Annotated in this window: 18 protein-coding genes; 8 read left to right on the top strand and 10 right to left on the bottom strand. The window is 70.9% G+C overall.

Features of this window, described 5'->3' with window-relative positions:
- The first annotated feature begins 14 nt into the window (after window positions 1-14).
- The gene (locus D0T12_RS14665; protein WP_117400106.1) at window positions 15-761 is read left to right on the top strand and encodes an arginase family protein; all 747 of its coding nucleotides are present in this window, start codon (window positions 15-17) and stop codon (window positions 759-761) included.
- Window positions 762-778: 17 nt separating this feature from the next.
- Here D0T12_RS14665 and D0T12_RS14660 read toward each other — a convergent pair whose 3' ends face one another.
- From D0T12_RS14660 to D0T12_RS14640, 5 genes are all read right to left on the bottom strand, one after another.
- Window positions 779-1,789, bottom strand: coding sequence for a LysR family transcriptional regulator (locus tag D0T12_RS14660; protein ID WP_117400105.1), 1,011 nt, complete (start codon window positions 1,787-1,789; stop codon window positions 779-781).
- Between the two features lie 79 nt (window positions 1,790-1,868).
- A complete protein-coding gene (locus D0T12_RS14655) occupies window positions 1,869-2,567 on the bottom strand; it encodes a Crp/Fnr family transcriptional regulator (RefSeq protein ID WP_117400104.1) in 699 nt (232 codons plus the stop codon).
- Window positions 2,568-2,928: 361 nt separating this feature from the next.
- On the bottom strand, window positions 2,929-3,699 hold the full coding sequence (locus D0T12_RS14650) for a succinate dehydrogenase/fumarate reductase iron-sulfur subunit (RefSeq protein ID WP_117400103.1): 771 nt from the start codon (window positions 3,697-3,699) through the stop codon (window positions 2,929-2,931).
- Window positions 3,696-5,693, bottom strand: coding sequence for a fumarate reductase/succinate dehydrogenase flavoprotein subunit (locus D0T12_RS14645; RefSeq protein WP_117400102.1), 1,998 nt, complete (start codon window positions 5,691-5,693; stop codon window positions 3,696-3,698). Before D0T12_RS14645 ends, D0T12_RS14650 begins: the two co-directional genes overlap by 4 nt.
- A gap of 12 nt (window positions 5,694-5,705) precedes the next feature.
- Entirely contained in the window at window positions 5,706-6,536 is an 831-nt protein-coding gene (locus tag D0T12_RS14640) for a hypothetical protein (protein ID WP_117400101.1), read from the bottom strand.
- A gap of 651 nt (window positions 6,537-7,187) precedes the next feature.
- Between D0T12_RS14640 and D0T12_RS14635 the strand changes: the two genes are divergently transcribed.
- Complete coding sequence (locus D0T12_RS14635) at window positions 7,188-8,978, top strand: LCP family glycopolymer transferase (protein WP_117400100.1); 1,791 nt, start codon at window positions 7,188-7,190, stop codon at window positions 8,976-8,978.
- Between the two features lie 2 nt (window positions 8,979-8,980).
- On the opposite strand, the gene D0T12_RS14630 is transcribed toward D0T12_RS14635, so the two are convergent.
- Window positions 8,981-9,604, bottom strand: coding sequence for a prepilin peptidase (locus D0T12_RS14630; protein WP_117400099.1), 624 nt, complete (start codon window positions 9,602-9,604; stop codon window positions 8,981-8,983).
- A gap of 468 nt (window positions 9,605-10,072) precedes the next feature.
- Between D0T12_RS14630 and D0T12_RS14625 the strand changes: the two genes are divergently transcribed.
- From D0T12_RS14625 to D0T12_RS14605, 5 genes are all read left to right on the top strand, one after another.
- Entirely contained in the window at window positions 10,073-10,336 is a 264-nt protein-coding gene (locus tag D0T12_RS14625) for a DUF4282 domain-containing protein (protein WP_117400098.1), read from the top strand.
- Window positions 10,337-10,434: 98 nt separating this feature from the next.
- Window positions 10,435-12,720 (top strand): serine/threonine-protein kinase, encoded by a 2,286-nt coding sequence (locus D0T12_RS14620; protein ID WP_117400443.1) that lies wholly within the window; start codon window positions 10,435-10,437, stop codon window positions 12,718-12,720.
- Entirely contained in the window at window positions 12,717-13,865 is a 1,149-nt protein-coding gene (locus D0T12_RS14615) for a response regulator receiver protein (RefSeq protein WP_117400097.1), read from the top strand. Before D0T12_RS14620 ends, D0T12_RS14615 begins: the two co-directional genes overlap by 4 nt.
- A 143-nt stretch (window positions 13,866-14,008) precedes the next feature.
- Entirely contained in the window at window positions 14,009-15,949 is a 1,941-nt protein-coding gene (locus D0T12_RS14610) for an AAA family ATPase (protein WP_117400096.1), read from the top strand.
- Window positions 15,946-16,665: a 4Fe-4S single cluster domain-containing protein gene (locus D0T12_RS14605; RefSeq protein ID WP_117400095.1), complete on the top strand. Its 720-nt coding sequence runs from the start codon at window positions 15,946-15,948 to the stop codon at window positions 16,663-16,665. The genes D0T12_RS14610 and D0T12_RS14605 overlap by 4 nt, the downstream gene beginning before the upstream one ends.
- Here D0T12_RS14605 and D0T12_RS35345 read toward each other — a convergent pair.
- A complete protein-coding gene (locus tag D0T12_RS35345) occupies window positions 16,569-17,216 on the bottom strand; it encodes a hypothetical protein (RefSeq protein WP_158581502.1) in 648 nt (215 codons plus the stop codon). The genes D0T12_RS14605 and D0T12_RS35345 overlap by 97 nt on opposite strands.
- Between D0T12_RS35345 and D0T12_RS35340 the strand changes: the two genes are divergently transcribed.
- Window positions 17,175-17,987: an FHA domain-containing protein gene (locus tag D0T12_RS35340; RefSeq protein ID WP_158581501.1), complete on the top strand. Its 813-nt coding sequence runs from the start codon at window positions 17,175-17,177 to the stop codon at window positions 17,985-17,987. The genes D0T12_RS35345 and D0T12_RS35340 overlap by 42 nt on opposite strands.
- Before the next feature lie 193 nt (window positions 17,988-18,180).
- Here the strand turns inward: D0T12_RS35340 and typA are convergent, their stop codons facing one another.
- The 3 genes from typA to D0T12_RS14585 form a co-directional block, all read right to left on the bottom strand.
- Entirely contained in the window at window positions 18,181-20,034 is a 1,854-nt protein-coding gene (gene typA / locus D0T12_RS14595) for a translational GTPase TypA (protein WP_117400093.1), read from the bottom strand.
- 346 nt (window positions 20,035-20,380) lie between these two features.
- Window positions 20,381-20,770, bottom strand: coding sequence for a (deoxy)nucleoside triphosphate pyrophosphohydrolase (locus D0T12_RS14590; RefSeq protein WP_233526060.1), 390 nt, complete (start codon window positions 20,768-20,770; stop codon window positions 20,381-20,383).
- A 5-nt stretch (window positions 20,771-20,775) separates the two neighbouring features.
- Window positions 20,776-21,513 carry a Mut7-C RNAse domain-containing protein gene (locus D0T12_RS14585; RefSeq protein WP_267900402.1) on the bottom strand — a complete coding sequence of 246 codons (738 nt, stop codon included), beginning with the start codon at window positions 21,511-21,513 and terminating at the stop codon, window positions 20,776-20,778.
- Window positions 21,514-21,551 lie beyond the last annotated feature (38 nt).

Here is a 21,551-nt window from a genome sequence, read left to right as displayed (position 1 = left end):
TCTACTGTGGTCGTATGACGATCACGTTGGTTCCCTACCACCAGGACGAGAGGCTGCCCGGCTCGTCCTTCCCCCTGCCCGGCGACGACATCGTCACGATCACCCGGGACCTGCCGGACGGCGACGTGTGGACGCGTCTCGCCGCGCTGTACGAGCCGGTCGCCACCGAAATCGCCGACCAGATAGGCGGCGGGACCACGCCGTCGGTCGTGTCCGGGGACTGCCTCATCGCCGAGGCGGTCCTCGCGGGGACGCAGCGGGCCGGGCTCGACCCGTCCGTCGTCTGGTTCGACGCCCACGGCGACGTCCACTCCATGGCGAGCTCCACGTCCGGCTACATCGGCGGGATGTCGCTCCGGCAGGTCCTCGGCACCGACACCGAACTGCTCGCGGACCGCCTGGGACTCCGCCCGGTTCCCGAGGAGCGCGCCGTCCTCGTCGACGCCCGCGACCTCGACCCCGGCGAGGCCGAGTACCTCGCGACGGCGAAGGTCAGGCGCTGCGGCGTGGACGACGTCGTCCTGCCCGAAGGGCCGCTCCTCCTGCACATCGACCTGGACATCATCGACAAGGACGACCTGCCCGGCCTGAGGTTCCCCGTCGGCGACGGACCCTCCGCGGGGTCGGTGCTCGCGTCCGCGCGCCGCATCATGGACACCGGACGCGTCGCGGCGCTGCACCTCGCCTGTCCCTGGCACCTGCCGGAAGGCGGCGACGACGCCGTCCGGGGCCGCATCCTCAAGGATCTTCTACCCGCCTGACCAGCGGGCCGCGCCCGCTAGCCGTGGACGAGGGTCTCGACGCCGGCGGGGAGGCCGCCCGCCAGACCGGCCTCCACGAGGAACGTCTGCAGGGTGTCCTGGAAGGCGCGGGCCGCGTGGGTGAGCTCGACGTCCTTGCGGTGGGCGAGCGCGACCGTCCGGAGCAGCCCCGGGCCGTGGCGGCCGCGCCGCGCCTCCTCGTCCGGCAGGGCGAGCGGCGTGCCGCGCAGCCCGGGCCGGCCGGCGAGGACCATGCTCGGCACGACCGCGACACCGAGCCCGACCTCGACGAACCGCAGCACGGCGTCCATCTCGCCGCCCTCCACCGCGAACCTGGGTTCGAACCCGGCCGCCCGGCACGCGCCGATCGTCGCCTCACGCAGGTCGTATCCGGGACGGAACATCACCAGCGGACGGTTCCGCAGGTCCTCGATGCGCAGGTACGCGCGTCGCGGAAGCTGCGCGGCCTTCGCGGCCGGGAGGGACCGCTCCGGCGCGCCCTGCTCCGGGCCCGCCGGGGAGGCCACCACCAGGTTCTCGCGGAGTATCGGGATCGTGTCCAGGGGCGGGTCGCCGTGCAGCGGAAGGATGACCAGCGCCATGTCGAGCGATCCGCGCGTCAGCTCACGGACGAGGTCGCGTGAGCCGCCCTCCTCGACGATGAGCTGGATCCCCGGGTAGGCGTCGTGGAAGCGGCGCAACACGTCCGCCAGGAGGCCCGCGCACAGGGACGGCGTGGCGCCGAGCCGCACCCGCCCCCGCTTCAACCCGGCCAGCTCCTGCACCTCCAGGCGCGCGGTGTCGACATCGGCCAGGATGCGTTTCGCCAGCGGCAGCAGCGCCTCACCGGCGGGCGTCAGCGTGATGTTGCCGCGGGCGCGGCTGAACAGCGAGACGTTCAGCTCGGACTCCAGCGCGCGGATCTGCTTGGACAGCGACGGCTGCGCCACCCGCAGGAGCTCGGCGGCCTGGGTGAAGTGACGCACCTCCGCGACCGCGACGAAGTAGGCGAGCTGCTGCAACTGCATCCTGCACAGGTTACGGGGCGTCCACGCCGGGCCTAGCACGCGCCTTACCGTTTGAGCAGGGCTGTTCGTGAAGGGCCGTTCAGCGGGCGTGGCGGCGGAGGGCCTGGAGGTCGTGGACGATCAGCCGCCGCCGTCCCGTCTCGATCCAGCCGTGCGCCCGCAGCGTGCGCAGCGCCTTGCTGACCGCCTCCCGGGACGCCCCGACCCAGCCCGCCAGCTCGTCCTGCGACAGGTTCAACGTGATGCGGACGCTCTGGCCGCCCGCCCCCGGGCCCGACCGCCGCTCGTACGGAACGCCGAACCGTTCCGCCAACTCGACGAGGCGCTGCGCGACGCGTCCGGTCGCGTCGAACATGCCGAACTCGGCGCGTTTGCGGTCGGCGTCGCGCCAGCGCTGGCACAGCATCCGCATGATGACGATGGAGACGCGGCCATGCGTCTGGAGGAACGCCATGAACTCGTCGGCGGTCACGGCGAGTGCCCGCACCGGTTCCAGCGCGGCCACCGACGCCGACCGCGGCAACCCGTCTATCGCGGCGACCTCCCCGAGCAGCGCGCCCGGTCCGCGAACCGCGAGCAGCGCCTCCCCGCCCTGCTCACGATAGGAGAACGCCTTCACCCTGCCCTTCAGCAGGACGGCGACCCAGCCCGGGTCCTCCCCCTCGACGAAGAGCGTGGCGCCCCGGTCGAAGGCGCGGACGCGGCCGCGTGACTCCAGGTCCTCGCGTTCCGCCCGCGTGAGATCGGCGAGGAACGAGCCCGGTTCGAGGGCGCTCATGCCCACCACGCTAAAGGGACCTGCCCGTCCCGTGGTCCCGGAAAACAATCACGGTTGAGTCACGCGTTGTGTGCACTAATCCCTAGTCGGGCGGGCGGGGGTGCGCGAGAGTAACTCTCGGCGTGCACGGCCGGGAGGCCACCCGGCGTCCCGTCCGGCGTCAAGGCGTTCCTGCGGCGTTCATGGGGAACGGCGGATCGGTGGGCGGCGGCCCGGGGGCGCGCCGCCCGCCGACATACGGGAACGTCGCAAGCCAGAGCGTTCGTTCCCGGGCGGAAACGCGGTCGTCCCCCGCCGTGCGGGGCGGTGGGGGACGTTCGCGAAAAGCACCGGCCGGGAACGAGCACCGGTCCGACCCCGGTCACGCGGACGGGGTGTCCTGGCCCTTCTTGACGATGCCGAGCTTGCTGCCGAGCCACACCACCGGGTCGTACTTGCGGCCGACGACCCGCTCCTTCATCGGAATCAGCGCATTGTCGGTGATCTTGATGTGCTCGGGGCAGACCTCGGTGCAGCACTTGGTGATGTTGCAGAACCCGAGCCCGTGGTCCTTCGCGGCGATCTCGCGCCGGTCCGCCACGTCCGCCGGGTGCATCTCCAGCTCACCGATCCGCATCAGAAAACGCGGGCCCGAGAACTCCGGCTTGTTCTCCTCGTGGTCGCGGATGACATGGCAGACGTTCTGGCACAGGAAGCACTCGATGCACTTGCGGAACTCCTGCGAGCGCTCCACGTCCACCTGCTGCATGCGCAGCTCGCCGGGCTTGGCGTCACCCGGATCGAACGACGGGATCTGCCGCGCCTTCTCGTAGTTGTACGACACGTCCGTGACGAGGTCGCGGATGACCGGGAACGTGCGGACCGGCGTGACCGTGACCGTCTCGTCCGGCGCGAACGTCGACATCCGGGTCATGCACAGCAGCCGCGGCATGCCGTTGATCTCCGCGGAACACGAGCCGCACTTGCCCGCCTTACAGTTCCACCGCACGGCGAGGTCGGGCGCCTGCGTCGCCTGGAGCCGGTGGATGATGTCGAGGACGACCTCGCCCTCGTTCACCTCGACGGTGTAGTCGGTGAGCTCGCCGTCGCCGTCGTCGCCGCGCCAGACCTTGAACTTGGCCTCGTAGCTCATCGGCCGTCCTCCTCGCTCTCGTCGGCGGCGTCCCCGGCCTTGCCATCGTCGGCCTCGCCGTCTTCGGCCTTGACCTCCTCGGCGAGCCCGGCGGGCAGTTCCTCGGCGGTCAGGTACTTCTTCAGCTCGTCGTTGTCGAACAGTTCGAGCAGGTCGTCCCGCATCGGCGTCATCGGCTGCCGCTTCAGCTCGACGTGCGGGGACGACGGATCGCCCGCCAGCGAGCACACCAGGTTGACCTTCCGCCACTCCGCGGACATCTGCGGGTAGTCGTCGCGGGTGTGGCCGCCGCGGCTCTCCTGGCGCTCCAGCGCCGCCTTCGCGACCGCCTCCGACACCAGCAGCATGTTGCGCAGGTCGAGCGCGAGGTGCCAGCCCGGGTGGTAGCCGCGGCCGTCGCCGACCGCGACCGGCTCGACGCTCACCTTCGCGACCCGTTCGCGGAGCCTGCCGAGCGCCACCAGCGCCCGCTCCAGCTCCTCTTCCTTGCGGATGATGCCGACCAGGTCGTTCATCGTCTGCTGGAGTTCGGCGTGGACGGTGTAGGGGTTCTCGCCGTCCTTGCGCTCGAACGGCGCCATCGCCTCGGCCGTCGCCGCCTCGATCTCCGCGTCCGGGACGGTGGGGCGCGCGGTCAGGCCTTCCACGTACTGCGACGCGCCGAGCCCGGCCCGCCGTCCGAACACCAGCAGGTCCGACAGCGAGTTGCCGCCGAGCCGGTTCGACCCGTGCATGCCGCCGGACACCTCACCCGCCGCGAACAGGCCGGGCACGCGGGCCGCGGCGGTGTCGGGGTCGACCTCCACGCCGCCCATGACGTAGTGGCAGGTCGGGCCGACCTCCATCGCCTCCTTGGTGATGTCGACGTCCGCCAGCTCCTTGAACTGGTGGTACATCGACGGCAGCCGCCGGACGATCTCGGCGGCGCCGCCCGGCATCCGGTCGACGACGGTGAGGAACACCCCGCCGTGCGGCGATCCGCGTCCCGCCTTCACCTCGGAGTTGATCGCCCGCGCCACCTCGTCGCGGGGCAGCAGTTCGGGGGGACGCCTGTTGTTGTCGGGGTCGTCGTACCAGCGGTCGCCCTCCGCCTCGGAGGTCGCGTACTGGTCCTTGAAGACCTCCGGGATGTAGTCGAACATGAACCGCTTGCCCTCGGAGTTCCGCAGGACGCCGCGGTCACCGCGCACCGACTCGGTCACGAGGATGCCCTTGACGGACGGCGGCCAGACCATGCCCGTCGGGTGGAACTGCACGAACTCCATGTTCAGCAGCGTCCCGCCCGCCAGCAGCGCCAGCGCGTGCCCGTCCCCGGTGTACTCCCAGGAGTTGGACGTGACCTTGAACGCCTTGCCGATGCCGCCGGTGGCGAGCACGACGGCGGGCGCCTCGAACACGACGAACTTCCCGGTCTCCCGGACGTAGCCGAACGCGCCGCAGATCTTTCCGTCGGCGTCCTTCAGCAGCCGCGTCACCGTCGTCTCGGCCCACACCTTCAGCCGGGCCTCGTAGTCGCCGTGCTTCGCGTGGTCCTCCTGCTGGAGCGCCACGACCTTCTGCTGCGCGGTGCGGATCAGCTCCAGGCCCGTGCGGTCGCCGACGTGGGCGAGCCGCGGGTACTCGTGCCCGCCGAAGTTGCGCTGGCTGATCTTGCCGTCCTTGGTGCGGTCGAACAGCGCGCCCCAGTGCTCCAGCTCCCAGATCCGCTCCGGGGACTCCTTGGCGTGCAGCTCCGCCATGCGCCAGCTGTTCATGAACTTGCCGCCGCGCATGGTGTCGCGGAAGTGCACTTTCCAGTTGTCGTTGGCGTTGACGTTGCCCATCGCGGCGGCGGCGCCGCCCTCGGCCATCACCGTGTGGGCCTTGCCGAACAGCGACTTGGAGATGATCGCGGTCTTCTTGCCCTGGAGGCGAGCCTCGATCGCCGCGCGCAGCCCGGCGCCACCGGCGCCGATCACCACGACGTCGTACGAGTGCCTCTCGATCTCAGTCATGATTCCTTGGCCTCAGTTGAAGATACGCAGGTCGGAGATGGTCTCGCTGGCGACGAGCGCGACGTACAGGTCGGCGACCACCAGCGAGCCGAGGGTGATCAGGGCATAGGTGCCGTGCCGCTCGTTGATTTTGGAGACCCAGCCCCACATCCGGTACCGCAGCGGGTGCTTGGAGAAGTTCTTCAACCGTCCGCCGACGATGTGCCGGCACGAGTGGCACGACAGGGTGTACAGCCAGAGCAGCACCACGTTCGCGACCAGGATGAGCGTGCCGAGCCCGATGCCGAACCCGCCGTCCTTCCCGTGGAAGGCGAGGATCGCGTCGTAGGTGTTGACGAGGGAGATCAGAACCGCCGCCAGCCAGAAGTAGCGGTGCAGGTTCTGCGCGATCAGCGGGAAGCGCCGCTCGCCGGTGTACTTGCCGTGCGGCTCCCGGACGGCGCACGCGGACGGCGACGCCCAGAACGACCTGTAGTACGCCTTCCGGTAGTAGTAGCAGGTCAGCCGGAACAGCAGCAGGAACGGCAGCGAGAGCGCCGCGAAGGGGATCCACCCCCGGGTGCTCTCCGGCAGGAACGTCCCGAACTCGGCGGCGTCACCGGTGTGCCCGTTGACCGTCACGTCGTTACAGATCTCGTTCAGACACGGCGAGTAGAACGGCGTCAGGTAGTGGAACTCCGGGACGTAGAAGGCCGAGCCCCAGAAGGCCCGGACGGTCGCGTACACCACCCATGCCGTGAAGATCACGAAGGTCGTGATCGGATACAGGCGCCAGTTGTCCTTCCGGAGCGTGCGTTCCTTGATCTGGGCGCGCGACCTGGCCGGCGCCTCCACAGTGCTCATCGATCGCTCTCCTGAGCTCGGGTCGTCGTGTCCCCGTACCACGGTGTGCGCACCTGCGACGCCGTGTCCCCCCGCGCGCCTGAGCCGTTGCCCCCGGGCCCCCGGCCGGGTTCGCACACGGCGGCCGGAGACCGTGCCGCATGCGGGCGGTGACGCCTCGTGTGCGCTTCTAGCGAAGCGACCTTACGCCACCCGAAGGCGGCTGTGACATACATAACAGCGAGACCCGCATGTGAGTCTGACCACAGACTTTAGCCGCCGAACAGGCCGTCGGCACCGACCGCCATCCATAACCAGTTGTTATTGCCCAGCGGAATGGAGACGAGCGCGCAACGGCATGGCCGCCCCTCCCGACCGGCCCCGGACGGGAACGCTCCTGCCGAGGTGGACGCCGGTCGCGGCCCGCCCCGCTCTCCACTCCCCGCCGGGGGTGGCACCCGATCGCGCATCACCGTCAACAAAACGGGCGGCTCGCGCATCCAACAACTGAGCTTCTTTCCTTCCACCGTCCGCGGCACGAGGCCGTGCGACCGCTCCAGGACGGAAGGCGTTCGGGTGAGGTACCGCTCCCCCGGAAATCCCGCCGCCTCCCTAGACTCACGACACGCAGAACCACGCGCCCTGATCAGGGCCCGCGCCGAGACGGGACCGATGAGCGACAAAGACGCCGGCCGCGACGATCTCGCGGCGGACGACGACCTCGCGGCTGACAAGGCCGCCCCGAGCACCCCTTCCACCCCTCCGGGACACGCCGCGGAACACACCTCCGCACCCCGGCAGGACATCCCTGATTCCTCACCGGGAACTTCCAACCATCCCGACGAGGAAGGGGCCGAAAGGAAGACGGACCCGCACCCCACGAAATCGCAGCCGTCCGACGCCGAAAACGGTGACGACGCTGCCGCTGCCGTCCAGGAAGACGATGCGGACGCCCCACCGGAAGACCGGGCGGAACGTTCCGAGAGCGATGAGGCCGAGAGCGGTGAGGCCACGAGCGATGAGGCCGCGAGCGGTGAGGCGGCGAGCGGCCACGACGCGCCCCGGCCAGAAGGCGAGGCGCCCCGAGACGGGACCGGCGGCCGGAACAAGCGACGGCGGAAGGTGTTGCGGCGCGTCGGGTTCGGCATGGTCGTGGTGATGCTGCTCGGGGGCGCCGGAGCGGCGTGGCTGTACCACGACCTGGTCGGCGGCATCGAGCAGAAGCACGTCTCGGACCAGCTCGGCGCCGACCGGCCGAGGAAGCTGAACAAATCGCTGAACATCCTGCTGATCGGGTCCGACACCCGTGCGGGCGCCAACGCGAAGTACGGCGGGACCGAGATCTCGGGGGCACGGTCGGACACCGCGATCCTGCTGCACCTGTCGCCCAACAGGGACCAGGCGGTCGGCATCAGTTTCCCGCGCGACTCGATGGTGAGGATTCCCGCGTGCAAGAAGGAGAAGGGCGGGACCGTTCCAGCGCAGTTCGGGATGCTGAACGCGGCGTTCGCCTACGCGGGCCCGACCTGCACGTGGAAGACACTGGAGTCGCTCACCGGCATCCACATCGACCATTTCGTGCAGGTGGACTTCTCGGGATTCAAGCGGATGGTGGACGCCCTCGGCGGGGTCGAGATCTGCGTCGACAAACCCGTGAACGACCCGCGGGCGGAGCTGTATCTGAAGGCCGGAAAGCAGACCGTCAAGGGCGACCAGGCCCTCGGTTACGTACGGGCCCGCTATTCGCTCGGAAACGGGTCCGACCTGGAGCGGATCGAGCGCCAGCAGAAGTTCATGGCCGCCGTCGTCGACAAGGCGACCAGCGGGAGGGTCCTCACCGACCCGGCGAAGACGTACAAGTTCCTCAAGGCCGCGACCAAGTCGGTGACGACCGACGACGACCTCGACCTGTCGGCGATGCGGAGGCTGGCCGAGGGGCTCAAGGGCATGAGCGCGGGCCAGGTGCGGTTCGTGACGGTCCCCGTCGAGCGGTACGCGCCGGACCCGAACCGCGTCCAGTGGAACCAGGAGGCGGCCAGGCCGCTGTTCGACGCGATCCGCAACGATGACGAGCTGCCCGCGGAACCCGTCGCCCCCGTCCAGGCCAAGCAGGCGCCGCCGCCTCCCGCCGAGGTGAACGTCACCGTCGTCGCGGCGGGCGGACGGGACGCGCTGGTGAAACGCGTCGTCCGGCAGCTCCGCCGGCGCGGTTACGAGGTCGCGAAGAAGGTCGAGACGAGCGCCGCGGTGCCCGAGAGCCGCATCGTCTTCGCGCCGTCCACGGAGGCGCAGGCGTCGGCGCTCGCCCGGGACGTCCCCGACGCGCTGCTGACCGCAAGGCCCGACGCCCCGGCGGGCGGGGTGCGGCTCGTCATCGGCCGCAACGGCCTCCGGCTCGCCCCACCGGCCATCAACAGGATCAACGGGGGTGTGAAGGCCGGCCGGAACCCCTGCGAGGACTGAGGTCAGCCGGCGGCGAAGGCGAGGACTCCGATGAGCGTCCCCGCGAGCATGCAGGGGCCGAAGGGGAACTCGGCCTTCCTGTCCCGCCGGACGATCAGGACGGCGACCGCCGCCAGGCCGCCCAGGAGGTAGGTGGCGAGCAGTCCCAGCACCCAGGCGTCCCGTCCGAACCAGCCGAGGTAGAGGCCGAGCACTCCGGACAGCTTCACGTCGCCCATGCCGATCCCGGACGGCATGAGCAACGCCTGCGCGAAGTACAGGACGAGCAGCGCCACCATGCCGAGGAGCGCGTGCTGGAGCCGGTCGAAACCGCCGTCCTCGAACGGCGCCGCGGCGGCCAGCGACCCCGCCGCGACGCCGTAGGACGGCAGCGTGAACCGGTCGGGCAGCCGCTTGACCTCGACGTCGATGAACCCGAGGAGGGTGCCGACGGCGGCGAGATAGAGGAGCGCGGGCAGCACGGGCTCGGGCCCGACCCGCCACCCGAGCACCATGCAGACACCGGCGGTGACCAGCCCCATCGCGACACGGCGCTGCCGCGGAACCTCGTCCACGAACGGCCCCGCCAGAGGCGCCGACAGCAGACCGACGACGAAGCCCACGGGCACCAGCAGCAGCGCGACCATCGACCCCGACGATAACCGGACGGACGCCTCCTCCGCCTGAGGAATCCCGGGCGTTCGGTGACCACCGTGATACCGCGCGACCGAGCGGCCTCTCCTTCCGGCGCGGGGCCGGGCGCAGGCCTTAGAGTCTCTCTGTAGGCGGCCCCACACTGGAGACGGACGGCGATGACGCATCCATCGGACCCCGGTCACCCACCGCGCCCGCAGGCTCCTGCTCAGCCGGAGGCCGGTCGGCCGGAGCCCGGCAGGACGGGCTCCTACGGGCCACCACCGCCACCACAGCAACCGTCACATCAGCCGCCCCAGCAGCCGCCCCAGCAGCCGCCTCAGCAGCCGCCTCAGCAGCAGGGCCCGGTTCCGGGGCCTCGCCCGCCGGACCCGGCGTACGGCCCGCCGGAGCAACAGCGGGGTTGGGCGCCTCCGCCACCTCGCCCGGCGACGAAGGGCCTGCTCGGCACGCTCTTCGACATGAACTTCGACTACATGATCACCGCCAAGCTGGTGAAGATCGTTTACCTGCTGGCGCTGGTTCCAATCACGCTGGTCGCCCTGGTCATGGCGTGGTACGGGCTGGCCTATCTCGAAGAGGGCTCGTCGGTCGGCCTCATCACTCTGCTCGCCACCCCCTTCGTGTGGCTCCTCCAGGTGCTCTTCACGCGGCTGGTCCTGGAATTCGTGATCAACCAGTTCAAGATCAGCGAGTATCTGCGGGTCATCAAGGACAAGGACTAGGCGGGCATCCGGTGGGTGAGCTCGACGGGACCGGCGGCGGGGTCCCGCCGCGGGACACGCGACGGGACGCGCGACAGGACGCGCGACAGGACGGGGGCATGACCCGGCGCGACACGCGGGTGCCCGAGCAGCTTTCGGCGGCGCGGACGCGGCGGGACGGGCCGCCGTCCGGCGATCCGCTGGTACGGCTGCCGGGAGTGCTCGCCGAGCGGTACCGGGCCGTCGCGGAGCTGCCGGTGCAGGGCGCCGAGTCCGATCTGCTGCTCGTCCGGGACGAGCACGGCGACGAGTACGTCGCGAAGATCTTCCGCCGCGGGTACAGCGCGGACCGGGACGTCTGGGCGAAGCTGCCCGCGCTGGACTCGCCGCATGTGCTGCGGATCCTGGAGACCGGCCACGCGGACGGGCGCGACTACGAGATCGCCGCGTACGCGCCCGACGGCAACCTGCGGGCGCTGCTGCGGGAGGGGCCGCTGCCCGCGGAGACCGCCGGTGAGATCGCGGCGCAGCTCGCGGACGGGCTGATCGCCCTGCACGGCGCGGGCATCGTCCACCGCGACCTCAAACCGGAGAACGTCCTGGTGGTGGGCACCGACCCGGTACGGCTGGTGATCGCCGACTTCGGGTTGAGCCGGGTGCTCGACCAGAGCGTCGTGTTCGCGTCGTCGTCGCGGACGCTGGCGTACGCGGCGCCGGAGTCGCTGTCGGGCCAGGTGTCGCCCGCCCGTGACTGGTGGTCGCTCGGCATGATCGTCCGGGAGATGGCGACGGGCCGCGCCCCGTTCCAGGGGCTGAGCGAGACGGTGGTGGTCGACCATCTGGCGACGCGTCCGGTGAGCGCGGACGACGTCCCCGATCCGCGGCTGCGGCTGCTGTGCCAGGGGCTGCTGACCCGTGACCCGCGCAGGAGGTGGACGGGCCGGGAGGTCCGGGAGTGGCTGGACGGCGGTTCGCCGCCGGTGGCCCAGGAGTCCGCCGCGCCGGAGACGGGCACCGGGCTCCTGTTCCAGGGACGACGGTTCACCCGCCGCGACGAACTGGCGCGCGCCCTCGTGGACGACTGGGATCACGCCGCCCAGTACTTCTTCGAGCGCGGCGAGTCGGGGCAGGCCTGGCGGAGCCTGCGCGACTGGCTCGCGGAGGTGCCGGGCGAGGGCCGCGACGACCTGGTGGACGGCAGGCTCGCCACCCGCCTCCCGCCGGATGTGAAGCTGCTGCATCTGGTGCGGTGGCTCGACCCGGAGCTTCCCCCGCACTATCTGGGCCGCCGGATGACGGCCGATGACCTGCCGAACCTCGCCGTCCTCGCCGGGGACCGCCGCCATCCCGACCACCCTCTCGCCTGCCGGATCGGCCGCGACCTCTGGGAACGCGACCTGCTGCGCGTGCTGGCCGGGTTCGACGGCGGCCGTGAGCTCGCCCGCGTCGACGACCAGTGGCGGGCCTACGCGGCGGCGTGGAACGACCTGGCCCGCTGGCTGCGGGCGCAGGAGGCGACGCCGCCCGCGCTGGACGCGCGGCTGTCCGACGCCGAGACCGGTGATCCGCCCGTCGTCCTGCTGACGCTGCTGGCGCTCGCGGCGCGTCCCGCGGAAACCGGACGGCTGGTAGCCGAAGGCGCGGCGCGGGCACGAGAGTCGGTCGCCGAGCCCGCGCCGTGGTTCACCTGGATGGCGGACGGCGCGGGCGACGATCCGCTGCGGCTGCTCGCGGTGTCGCTGGCGGCGCCCGAGGCCGTCCTGGAGGCGGAGGCGCGGGCGCGGGACCGGTTGACCGCCGAGCGGCAGAGCGAGGCGCTGCGCGCCCGGTGGGCCGACCGCGAACGGCAACGCCTCGCGGGACGGAGCGCCGCCACGACCCGCGCCGTGCTGTGGACGCTGCCACTGCTCGGGTTCTGGCTGCTCGGCAGTTGGATCGTGGACGGCCTGTTCGGTGTCGACGACACGGGCGCCAGCTCGGTCGGCGGGTTCCAACGATCGTCCGGCGCGTCCCTCGGGTTGTTGGTCGCGGCGTCGGTGTTCGCGTGGGCCGTGCAGATCGGCAGCGAGGTCATGCTGGCGCGCACGCAGGGCGGCGACTACCTGCCGGGCGGGCCCTGGTCGTTGTTCTCGAAGGCGCTCGCGACGGGCGGCCGGGTGCTGTCCGGGGCGTCGGGGGCGATGACGGGCGCCGCGCGGCGCACCGGACGCGGCGGATGCGGGCTGCTGTTCCTCGCCGGAACGCTTCCGCTGCTGATCGTCCTGTTCTTGCTCGGCGCGGTGATGCCGCTCGGGACGCTGCTGTGGATGCTGGTGATGGCCGTGTGCGCGTTCGCGCACGCCGTCATGGCGGGCATGCGGCTGCACCGGTGGCGGGAGTCTCGAAGCGGCGGAGGAAAAGCGTGAGCAGTGGTGTCGAGGCCGAGATCGTCCTGGACATGGCGGTGGTCCTCACCCTGGGCATGAACCGCGTCCTCGGACACGGCGCAGGGGTGGCGGGCCGGGGCGCGGAGGCGCTGGCCGCGCTCGCCGAGGGACGCGCCGAGGCGCGGGCGGCGGCGCTCGCGGAGGTGGAGACGCAGGAGCGGGCGCTGCGCGAGGTGGTGCGCCGCAACGCCCGCATCGCGGCGCTCGCCGAGACCCGGGACGGGCTCGGAGCCGACGTGGCCCTCCCCGCGGCGCTGGAGCCGGACGAACGTCCCGCCGCGGAGTTGACCGCGTGGTGCGAGACGACGGACCGGCTTCTGGACGAGGCGGAACAGCGGCTCTCGGAACATCTCGCCGCCCAGGTCACCGCGCAGGTCTTCGCCCTCCCCGCCGAGGCGCTCCAGACCGACACGGCGCAGACCCCGCCGACCCCCGAGAACGACGAGAACGACGAGAGCGCCGCGGAGGACGCCCGGCGCACCCTGGCCCGCATCATGGCGCGGCTGCTGCCGGACGCGTCCGACGAGGAACGGCGCGCGGTCGTGGACGCGGCACGGCTGCTCGCGGGCGTCGGCACGGCGGAGGAGGCCGAGGGCGTCCTGCAGGAGGTGCGGTTGCGGATCGGGGACGCGAACCGCCGCACCGCCGAGCGCCGGGAGGAGGAGCGGCGCCGGGCGGCGGAACGGGACGCCGCCGAGCAGGCCGAGGCCGAGCGCCGCTACGTCCTCGACTCGATCACCGCCGCGTTCGAGGACCTGGGCTACGAGGTCCAGACGGGTTTCGAGACGCTGACGGCCGGCGACGGGACCGTGACGTTGACGAAGGGCGCCTGGCCCGACCACAGCGTGCGGATGCGGGTGGACGACGCGGCCCACGTGCGGGCGTCGATGGTGCGGGAGCGGCCCGCGGAGAGCGAGGACGACCGGCGCGTCGACGTCGAACGGGAACGCGAGTGGTGCGAGGCGTTCGAGGCCGCGCGGACCCGGCTGGAGCGCGCCGGGATCCGCTCGGACGTCTCGTGGCGGCTGGACCCGGGAGTCCGTGAGCTGCCGGTCTCCACCGAGTCACGGCAGACTAGGGCACGTGCGGGGCAACGCGAGCGCCGCCGTGAGCGTCACAAGTGACGTGCCTGGTGGACGGGCGACCGATCGGACGGATGGAGCGGAGTGGAGCCGGCGGATGAACGGGAACGAACCGGGGAGTGCGGGGAACCGTCCCCGCGCCGCCGGTCGCCTTCCCACCCTCGGCCCCTCCGCGAGGAGCAGGTATGAGCATTGAATCGCCGACTCTCGGCGGACGGCTGCCGGGCTGGCCTCCGTTCATCCGTGAGCTGGACGCCACCCTCTCGGTGCACTCCCAGTACGTCCTGTCGGGCAACCTGTACGACAGTTTCCTCGCGCCCGCGTCCGACGCGACCGGCCCCGCGCGGCTGCTGCCGCTGCGCGAGCTGCTGTGGGAGACGCTGCGGTCCAGCGGCGCCTCCTTCATGATCGTGTACGACCCGGTGGACGGCCTCCAGGTGTACCCGGAGGCCGGGGGCGAGTCCGGAGACGAGTCCGGGGACGAGGCGGCCCGGTCGGCGGAGCGGCTGCTCGGCAAGATCAAGGCGGACGAGAAGCCGTCGCTGGAGGCGCTGGCCCGGCATCTGTCGGCGGTGGCGCGCCCGGAGGAGAACATCCGCGCCGCGTTCGTGATCGACTCGGCGTCGCGGATCGCCCGCACCCCCACCGACCTGGAGCCCGCCGAACGCGACTTCTTCCGGTTCTGCGCGAAGCTGTCGCGCAGCGCCCGTCCCGTCCGGGTGACCGGTCCGCGGCCGAAGCCGCTGTACAACCCGGTGGTGTGGCTGGTGGAACGGCCGGGTGACCTGCCGCCGTGGCTGACGGCCGACAACGAGAACGTCCGGGAGATCACGATCCCGCGCCCGCATCTCGGCGACCGGCAGGAGACGGCGCGGCTGCTGGCCCGCGCGTTCGGCGTCACCGACGTGGGATCGGACGAGGCCGCCGCGGCGGCGTGCGACGCGTTCGCCGAGCAGGCCGACGGGCTGACCCTCCAGTCGATGATCGAGGTGACGCGGCTGGCGAAGGAGCGCAGCGTCGACCTGGCGGACCTGCCGGACGCGGTCCGCACCTACAAGCTCGGCGTGCTCGACAACCCGTGGAGCCGCGGCCATCTGCGGCGGCGGGTGCTGGAGGGCGAGAAACGCGTCCCGGAACGGGTGATCGGGCAGCCGCAGGCCGTGACGAAGACGCTCGACATCCTCAAGCGGGCGGTGCTCGGACTGTCGGGGGCGCAGGCGACCCGGTCGGGGAGCCGGCCGCGCGGCGTGCTGTTCTTCGCCGGGCCGACCGGCACCGGCAAGACGGAGCTGGCGAAGGCGATCACCGAGCTGGTGTTCGGCGACGAGTCGGCCTACCTGCGGTTCGACATGAGCGAGTTCTCCGGGGAGGGCTCCGGCGACCGGCTGATCGGGTCGCCGCCCGGGTACGTGGGGCACGAGGCGGGCGGGGAGCTGACCAACGCCGTCCGGGAGGACCCGTTCCGGGTGATGCTGTTCGACGAGATCGAGAAGGCGCACCCGCGGATTTTGGACAAGTTCCTCCAGATCCTGGAGGACGGGCGCCTCACCGACGGGCGCGGCAACACGGTCCACTTCTCCGAGTCGATCCTGATCTTCACCTCGAATCTCGGGATGTACGTCCCGGGCCGCGACCTCACGACCCGGGAGGCGCACGTGGGCGGGTCGCCGTTCGCGTCGCCGGACCGTGTGCAGAACATCACACCCGGGATGCCGTACGACGAGGTGGAGCAGCGCATCAAGAGCGCCGTCGCCGACCACTTCACGGAGGTCCTGAACCGGCCCGAGCTGCTCAACCGGTTCGGCGACAACATCGTCGTGTTCGACTTCATCTCCGCCGACGCCGCCCAGAAGATCTTCGACCTGCAGCTCGCGAACATCTGCCGGCGCGTCACCGAGGAGCACCGGCTCGTCCTCGCCGTGAAGAGCGAGGCGCTGGCGACGCTGCGCGGATGGTGCACGGAGGAGCTGGACAAGGGCGGACGCGGCATCGGCATGGCGCTGGAGTCCTACTTCGTGAACCCGCTGGCGCGTGCGCTGTTCGACCGTGATCTCGTGCCCAACGAGAAGATCACTGTCTCGGGTCTGAGACGCGAGGGCAGCATCGTCCATCTGGACCTTCAGTGACGTCCGCGACACTGCTGCTCGCCAAGGCGCACTATCCGGTGACCACACTCGGCCCCGGAACCCGCGCGGGAATCTGGACGCAGGGCTGCACGCTGCACTGCCCCGGCTGCCTGTCCCGGGACACCTGGGAGGCCGATCCGGGCAAGGCCGTCCCGGTCGAAACGGTCCTCGGCTGGCTGGCGTCCCTGCCTGGGCCGGTCGACGGCGTCACGATCTCCGGCGGCGAACCGTTCCAGCAGCCGGCCGCGCTGGCGGCGCTGCTGCGCGGGATCCGCGCGTGGCAGGACGACCGCGCCCGTGAGACGATTACATTGGACATATTGGTCTACAGCGGATATGTCTACTCTCGGCTCGTCCGCACCGGTGAGGCACGCGAGATCCTGGACATGTGCGACGCCGTGATAGCGGGCCCGTACGTTGATCGGCTCAACCCGGAGGGGCGACACTCCACGAGTGGATCTCTACTCTGGAGGGGGTCGGCCAACCAGCGTGTCGTGCCGCTGTCCCCGCTCGGGGCCGAGCGGTACGGGGCACTGGCCGATATCGGGGAGACTGGAGAAGGAACAGGGCCCCGAGTACAGGTGTCCGTGGACGAAGGGCCGGAGGGAAGGCGGGTGTACTACATCGGGATCCCGCGAAGGGGTGACATGGAGCACCTGACGTCGAGGCTCGACCGCGCCGGGGTGCGCTCGGGGGATGTGTCATGGCGACCTTGAACTGTCCTGTCTGTGACGAACCGTTCCAGCAGGGCGACCTGCTCTGCATGAGCTGCGGGGCGAACCTGGCCCGCGCGGGCGGCGCCCAGCGGCCGGGCCCGGGCGGGTACGACGACCAGCACCGGGGCTTTCCGCCGCCGGGCCAGCCGCAGGGCGGCCAGCCGCAGTACGGAGCCCCGCCGGGGCAGCCGGGCGGCCAGCCGTACCAGCAGGCGCCCGACCCGTACCAGCAGCAGGGTCCGCAGCACCAGGGTCCGCCTCAGCCGCAGGGCCCGCCTGGTCAGGCGCCCGACCCGTGGGGCCAGCCGCCGCAGCAACAGCAGCAGGACGGCTGGGGCTCCCCCATGCCCCAGCAGCAGGCCCCCGACCAGTACGGCCAGGGCCAGCCCCAGCATGGGCAAGGCCAGCACGGCCAAGGTCAGCACGGACAGGGGCAGCACGGGCAGCCGTACGGTCAGCCGCAGCAGCAAGGCGGCCAGGGGCCGATGCAGCAGCCGGATCCCTGGGGCATGCCGCAGCAGCAGGACCAGTGGGGCGCGCCGCAGCAGCAACAGCAGTACTCGCCGCCCGACCAGCAGTTCCCCCCACAGGACCAGCAGTTCCCGCAGCAGGACCAGTACTCCCCGCAGCAGGACCAGCAGTACTCGCCGCAGCAGGATCAGTGGGGCGCGCCACAGCCGCAGCCGCAGGACCAGTGGGGTTCACCGCAGCAGGGCCCGCCCGGCGGTGACCAGTTCGGCCAGCCGCCGCAGCACGGCGGCCCGCCCCAGCCGCTCGGTGGTCAGCAACTCGGTGGTCAGCAGCTCGGTGGTCAGCAGCTCGGTGGTCCACAGCACGGGGGTCAACCGCCCGTGCCGCCGCACGGCCGGGAGGCGACGCTGCTGCCGCCCGACCACAACCAGGGCCGTCAGCCCGACAGCACGGCGTTCATGTGCCCGTACTGCGAGGCGGTGCTGTCCAACCCGGGCGCCGCGCAGTGCGACTCGTGCCTGCGTCCGCTGCCGCAGAAGGGCACGCCCGTCCTGCGCGTGATGTTCCCCACGGGCGAGCTGAAGGTCTCCGTCGGGCAGCATCTGGTGATCGGACGGGACGCGGGCCAGTCCCCGGTCGCGTCGACGTTCACGCAGTACGACAACGTGTCGCGACGCCACTCGACGGTGTGGCTCGACCCGTCCGGGACGGCGTGGGTGCGTGACGAGGGTTCCACGAATGGAACGTTCGTCAACGGCGAGCGCCTCCCCCGCGGGGTCGAGGCACCGCTCCGTGACGGCGACCAGCTCCGTCTGGCCGCCGACGTGACGGGCACGGTCCAACTGACCTGACATCCGAGTCGACGTGACGGCGGCCCCGAGGGATCTCCCCTCGGGGCCGCCGTCGTTTCGTGCTCCGGACAAGCGGACGGGGGCCGCCTGGTACCCGGCGGCCCCCGTCCCTACAGCGCTCGGTCGGCCGGAAGGTTCGGTCCGCCGCGGTCGGCCGTAACGTCGGTCCGCCGTAACGCCTGGTCTTGGTAGGTCAGCCCGCTCGCTTGGAGCGGGCGCGCATGCGTTCGCGTTCCTTGGCGTCCAGGACGACCTTGCGGATGCGGACGGCGCTCGGCGTGACCTCGACGCACTCGTCCTCACGGCAGAACTCCAACGCCTCCTCCAGCGACAGCTGTCTGGGCGGGGTGAGCCGCTCCAGCTCATCACCGGTGGACGAACGCATGTTCGTAAGCTTCTTCTCCTTGGTGATGTTGACGTCCATGTCGTCGGAACGGGAGTTCTCCCCGACGATCATGCCCTCGTACACCTCGGTGGTCGGCCCGACGAAGAACGTGCCACGCTCCTGCAGGTTCATGATCGCGTACGCGGTGGCGGCGCCCTGCCGGTCGGCCACCAGCGACCCGGTCGGACGTGTCCGCAGGTCACCGAACCAGGGCTCGTAACCCTCGAATACGTGGTGCGCCATGCCGGTGCCGCGGGTCTCCGTCATGAACTCGGTGCGGAACCCGATGAGGCCGCGCGCCGGGACCAGGAACTCCATCCGGACCCAGCCCGTCCCATGGTTGATCATCTGCTCCATCCGGCCCTTGCGGACCGCCATCAGCTGCGTGACGGCACCGAGATGCTCCTCGGGGATGTCGACGGTGAGCCGCTCGACCGGCTCGTGCTTCTTCCCGTCGACGGTCCTGACGACGACCTGCGGCTTCCCGACGGTCAGCTCGTAACCCTCGCGGCGCATGTTCTCCACCAGGATCGCCAGGGCCAGCTCGCCGCGGCCCTGCACCTCCCACGCGTCCGGCCGCTCCGTCGGCAGCACCTTGATCGACACGTTGCCGACCAGTTCCCGGTCGAGTCGGTCCTTCACCATCCGGGCCGTGACCTTCGTGCCCTTCTCGCGCCCCGCCATCGGCCCGGTGTTGGTGCCGACCGTCATCGAGATCGCGGGCTCGTCCACGGTGATCAACGGCAGCGGGCGCGGATCCTCCGGATCGGCGATCGTGTCGCCGATCATGATGTCGGGGATGCCGGCGATCGCGATGATGTCGCCCGGCCCCGCCGCCTCCGCCGGCCTGCGGGTCAGCGCCTCCGTCATCAGCAGCTCGGTGATCTTCACCCGTTCGACGCTGCCGTCATGACGGCACCAGGCGACCTGCTGCCCCTTCTTGATCGTTCCGGCGTGGACGCGGCACAGCGCGATCCGGCCGAGATAGCTGGAGGCGTCCAGGTTCGTCACATGCGCCTGCAACGGCGCGTCCGGATCGTAGGACGGCGCCGGAATCGTCTCGGTGATCACCGTGAACAGCGGCTCCAGATCGGGGCTGCCCGGCATCTCGCCGTCCGCGGGCTTGTCGAGCGAGGCACGCCCCGCCCGGCCCGACGCGTAGACGATCGGGAAGTCGATCTGGTCCTCGTCGGCGTCCAGGTCCATGAACAGCTCGTACGTCTCGTCCACGACCTCGTCGATACGGGCGTCGGGACGGTCGGTCTTGTTCACCACCAGGATGACCGGCAACCGCGCGGCGAGCGCCTTACGCAGCACGAACCGGGTCTGCGGAAGCGGGCCCTCGCTCGCGTCGACCAGCAACACGACGCCGTCCACCATGGACAGCCCGCGCTCGACCTCACCGCCGAAGTCCGCGTGCCCCGGCGTGTCGATGATGTTGATCGTCATCCCGCCGTGCCGGACCGCGGTGTTCTTCGCGAGAATGGTGATCCCCTTCTCGCGTTCCAGATCGTTGGAGTCGAGCACCCGGTCGTCGACGTCCTGGTTCTCGCGGAAGGCCCCGGACTGCCAGAGCATGGCGTCGACCAACGTCGTCTTCCCGTGATCGACGTGAGCGACGATCGCGACGTTCCGGAGGTCGTCGCGCGTGGAGATGGGCATGCGGGTTCGCCTTGCGTGAGAGTTCAGGAATCTAGCTCAGTTTATTTGTATTTCTCTCCTCCTTCGGCCCTGGCCGGCCTCCATCGTCGAGAAACACGTGCGATCGCTGCTGTGTTCATGGCAGTGCACTCCTCCTTCGGGCCTGGCGGCCCTCCATCGTCGTGCACCGCGTGCGATCGCTGGCATCGCTTCGTCTCGCCTGGTGGCTCGCTGCGCGATCAGGTTCTCGCAGGCTCGAACCTGCCTTCGGACGCGATCGCGAACCTTGGGTTGTCGTGGGGTGGCGGTGGCGGGCTGAGGTGGTCTCGTCGATGGTGGCGGAGTTTCGAGGCTTGTGAGAGGTTCGTCACTCTGTAAGAAGATTTTGGGTGGTGATGGCGTCGATCACGGGGCGGTCGCCGGGGAGCCAGTCGACGTCGTAGAGGTTTTCCCTGGTCAGCCAGCGGAGGGCCAGGTGTTCCAGGGCCTGGGGTTCGCCTTCGATGATGTGGGCCGTCCATACCCGGAGGAGGGCCCGTTCACTGAGTTGCCAGTCGCCGCCGATCCTGGGGCCCAGGCCTATCTTGATGGCGAGTTCCTCGTGGCATTCGCGTACCAGGGCGTCCTCGTCGGACTCGCCCGGGTCGACCTTGCCGCCTGGTAGTTCCCAGCCGCCGGCCATGTGCGGGGGCTCGGCGCGTTGGGCGCTCAGCAGTCGTCCGTCCGAGAAGATCGCTGCGGCGACGACTGTGATCAAGGGTTTCAGCTCCTGGCGTTGCCGTGGGCTCGGGCTTCCTGGACGATCCGTTCCAGGTGGTCGCTGTGGGCGCCACGCCAGTAAATCCTTCCACAGTCCGCGCAGCGGCCGTAGACGTCGTAGCTGCGGCGTGTTCCCGCTTCGAGGTCGCGTTCGATGTCCTCTTTGTCGACCGGGGCGAGTTCGCCGTTGCAGGCGGTGCAGCGCGTCCACGGGCTCAGGGCGGGCGCGAAACGGTCGAGGACGTCGCGGAGCTGGTCGTCCGGGCGGGAACCGCGAACATAGGCGCCGAACCACAGCGCGCGGCGGCGGAGCAGGCCGCGGTCCTGGGTGAGCAGGACGCGGCGTTCCCGGTTGGCCTGGACGACCAGCTCCGGATCGTCCATGTCGTTGTGGTAGGCGGTGTCGAGGCCGAGGAGGCGCATCCGGCGGGCGAGGGTGCCGAGGTGCACGTCGAGGAGGAACCGGGGCGCGACCTGGTCCGGCTCCAGCGGGACCCGCTGCGGGCGGAGCACCGCCGACACGTCCACCTCGTCGCCCGCGTCCGGCCGGGTCGACGGGCCGACCGGCGTCCCGTGGACCGTCATCGCCCCCACCTCGGGCAGCGGGACGCCCAGCGACTCCACCAGATGCCCGAGCGTCGAGGTGCCGTCCCAGGGAACGCTGCTCACCGGCTCCCGCCGCGACGCGGGCAGGAACATCATCAGCTCGTCGGCGACCCGGATGGCTATCTCATGCTCCACGCGATCAGCATGCCATGCCGTCGCCCCGGTTCTCCCGA

Origin of the sequence: Actinomadura spongiicola (assembly GCF_003432485.1) — a bacterium.
Classification (GTDB): Bacteria; Actinomycetota; Actinomycetes; order Streptosporangiales; family Streptosporangiaceae; genus Spirillospora; species Spirillospora spongiicola.
This window is presented reverse-complemented; position numbering and strand designations above follow the sequence as displayed.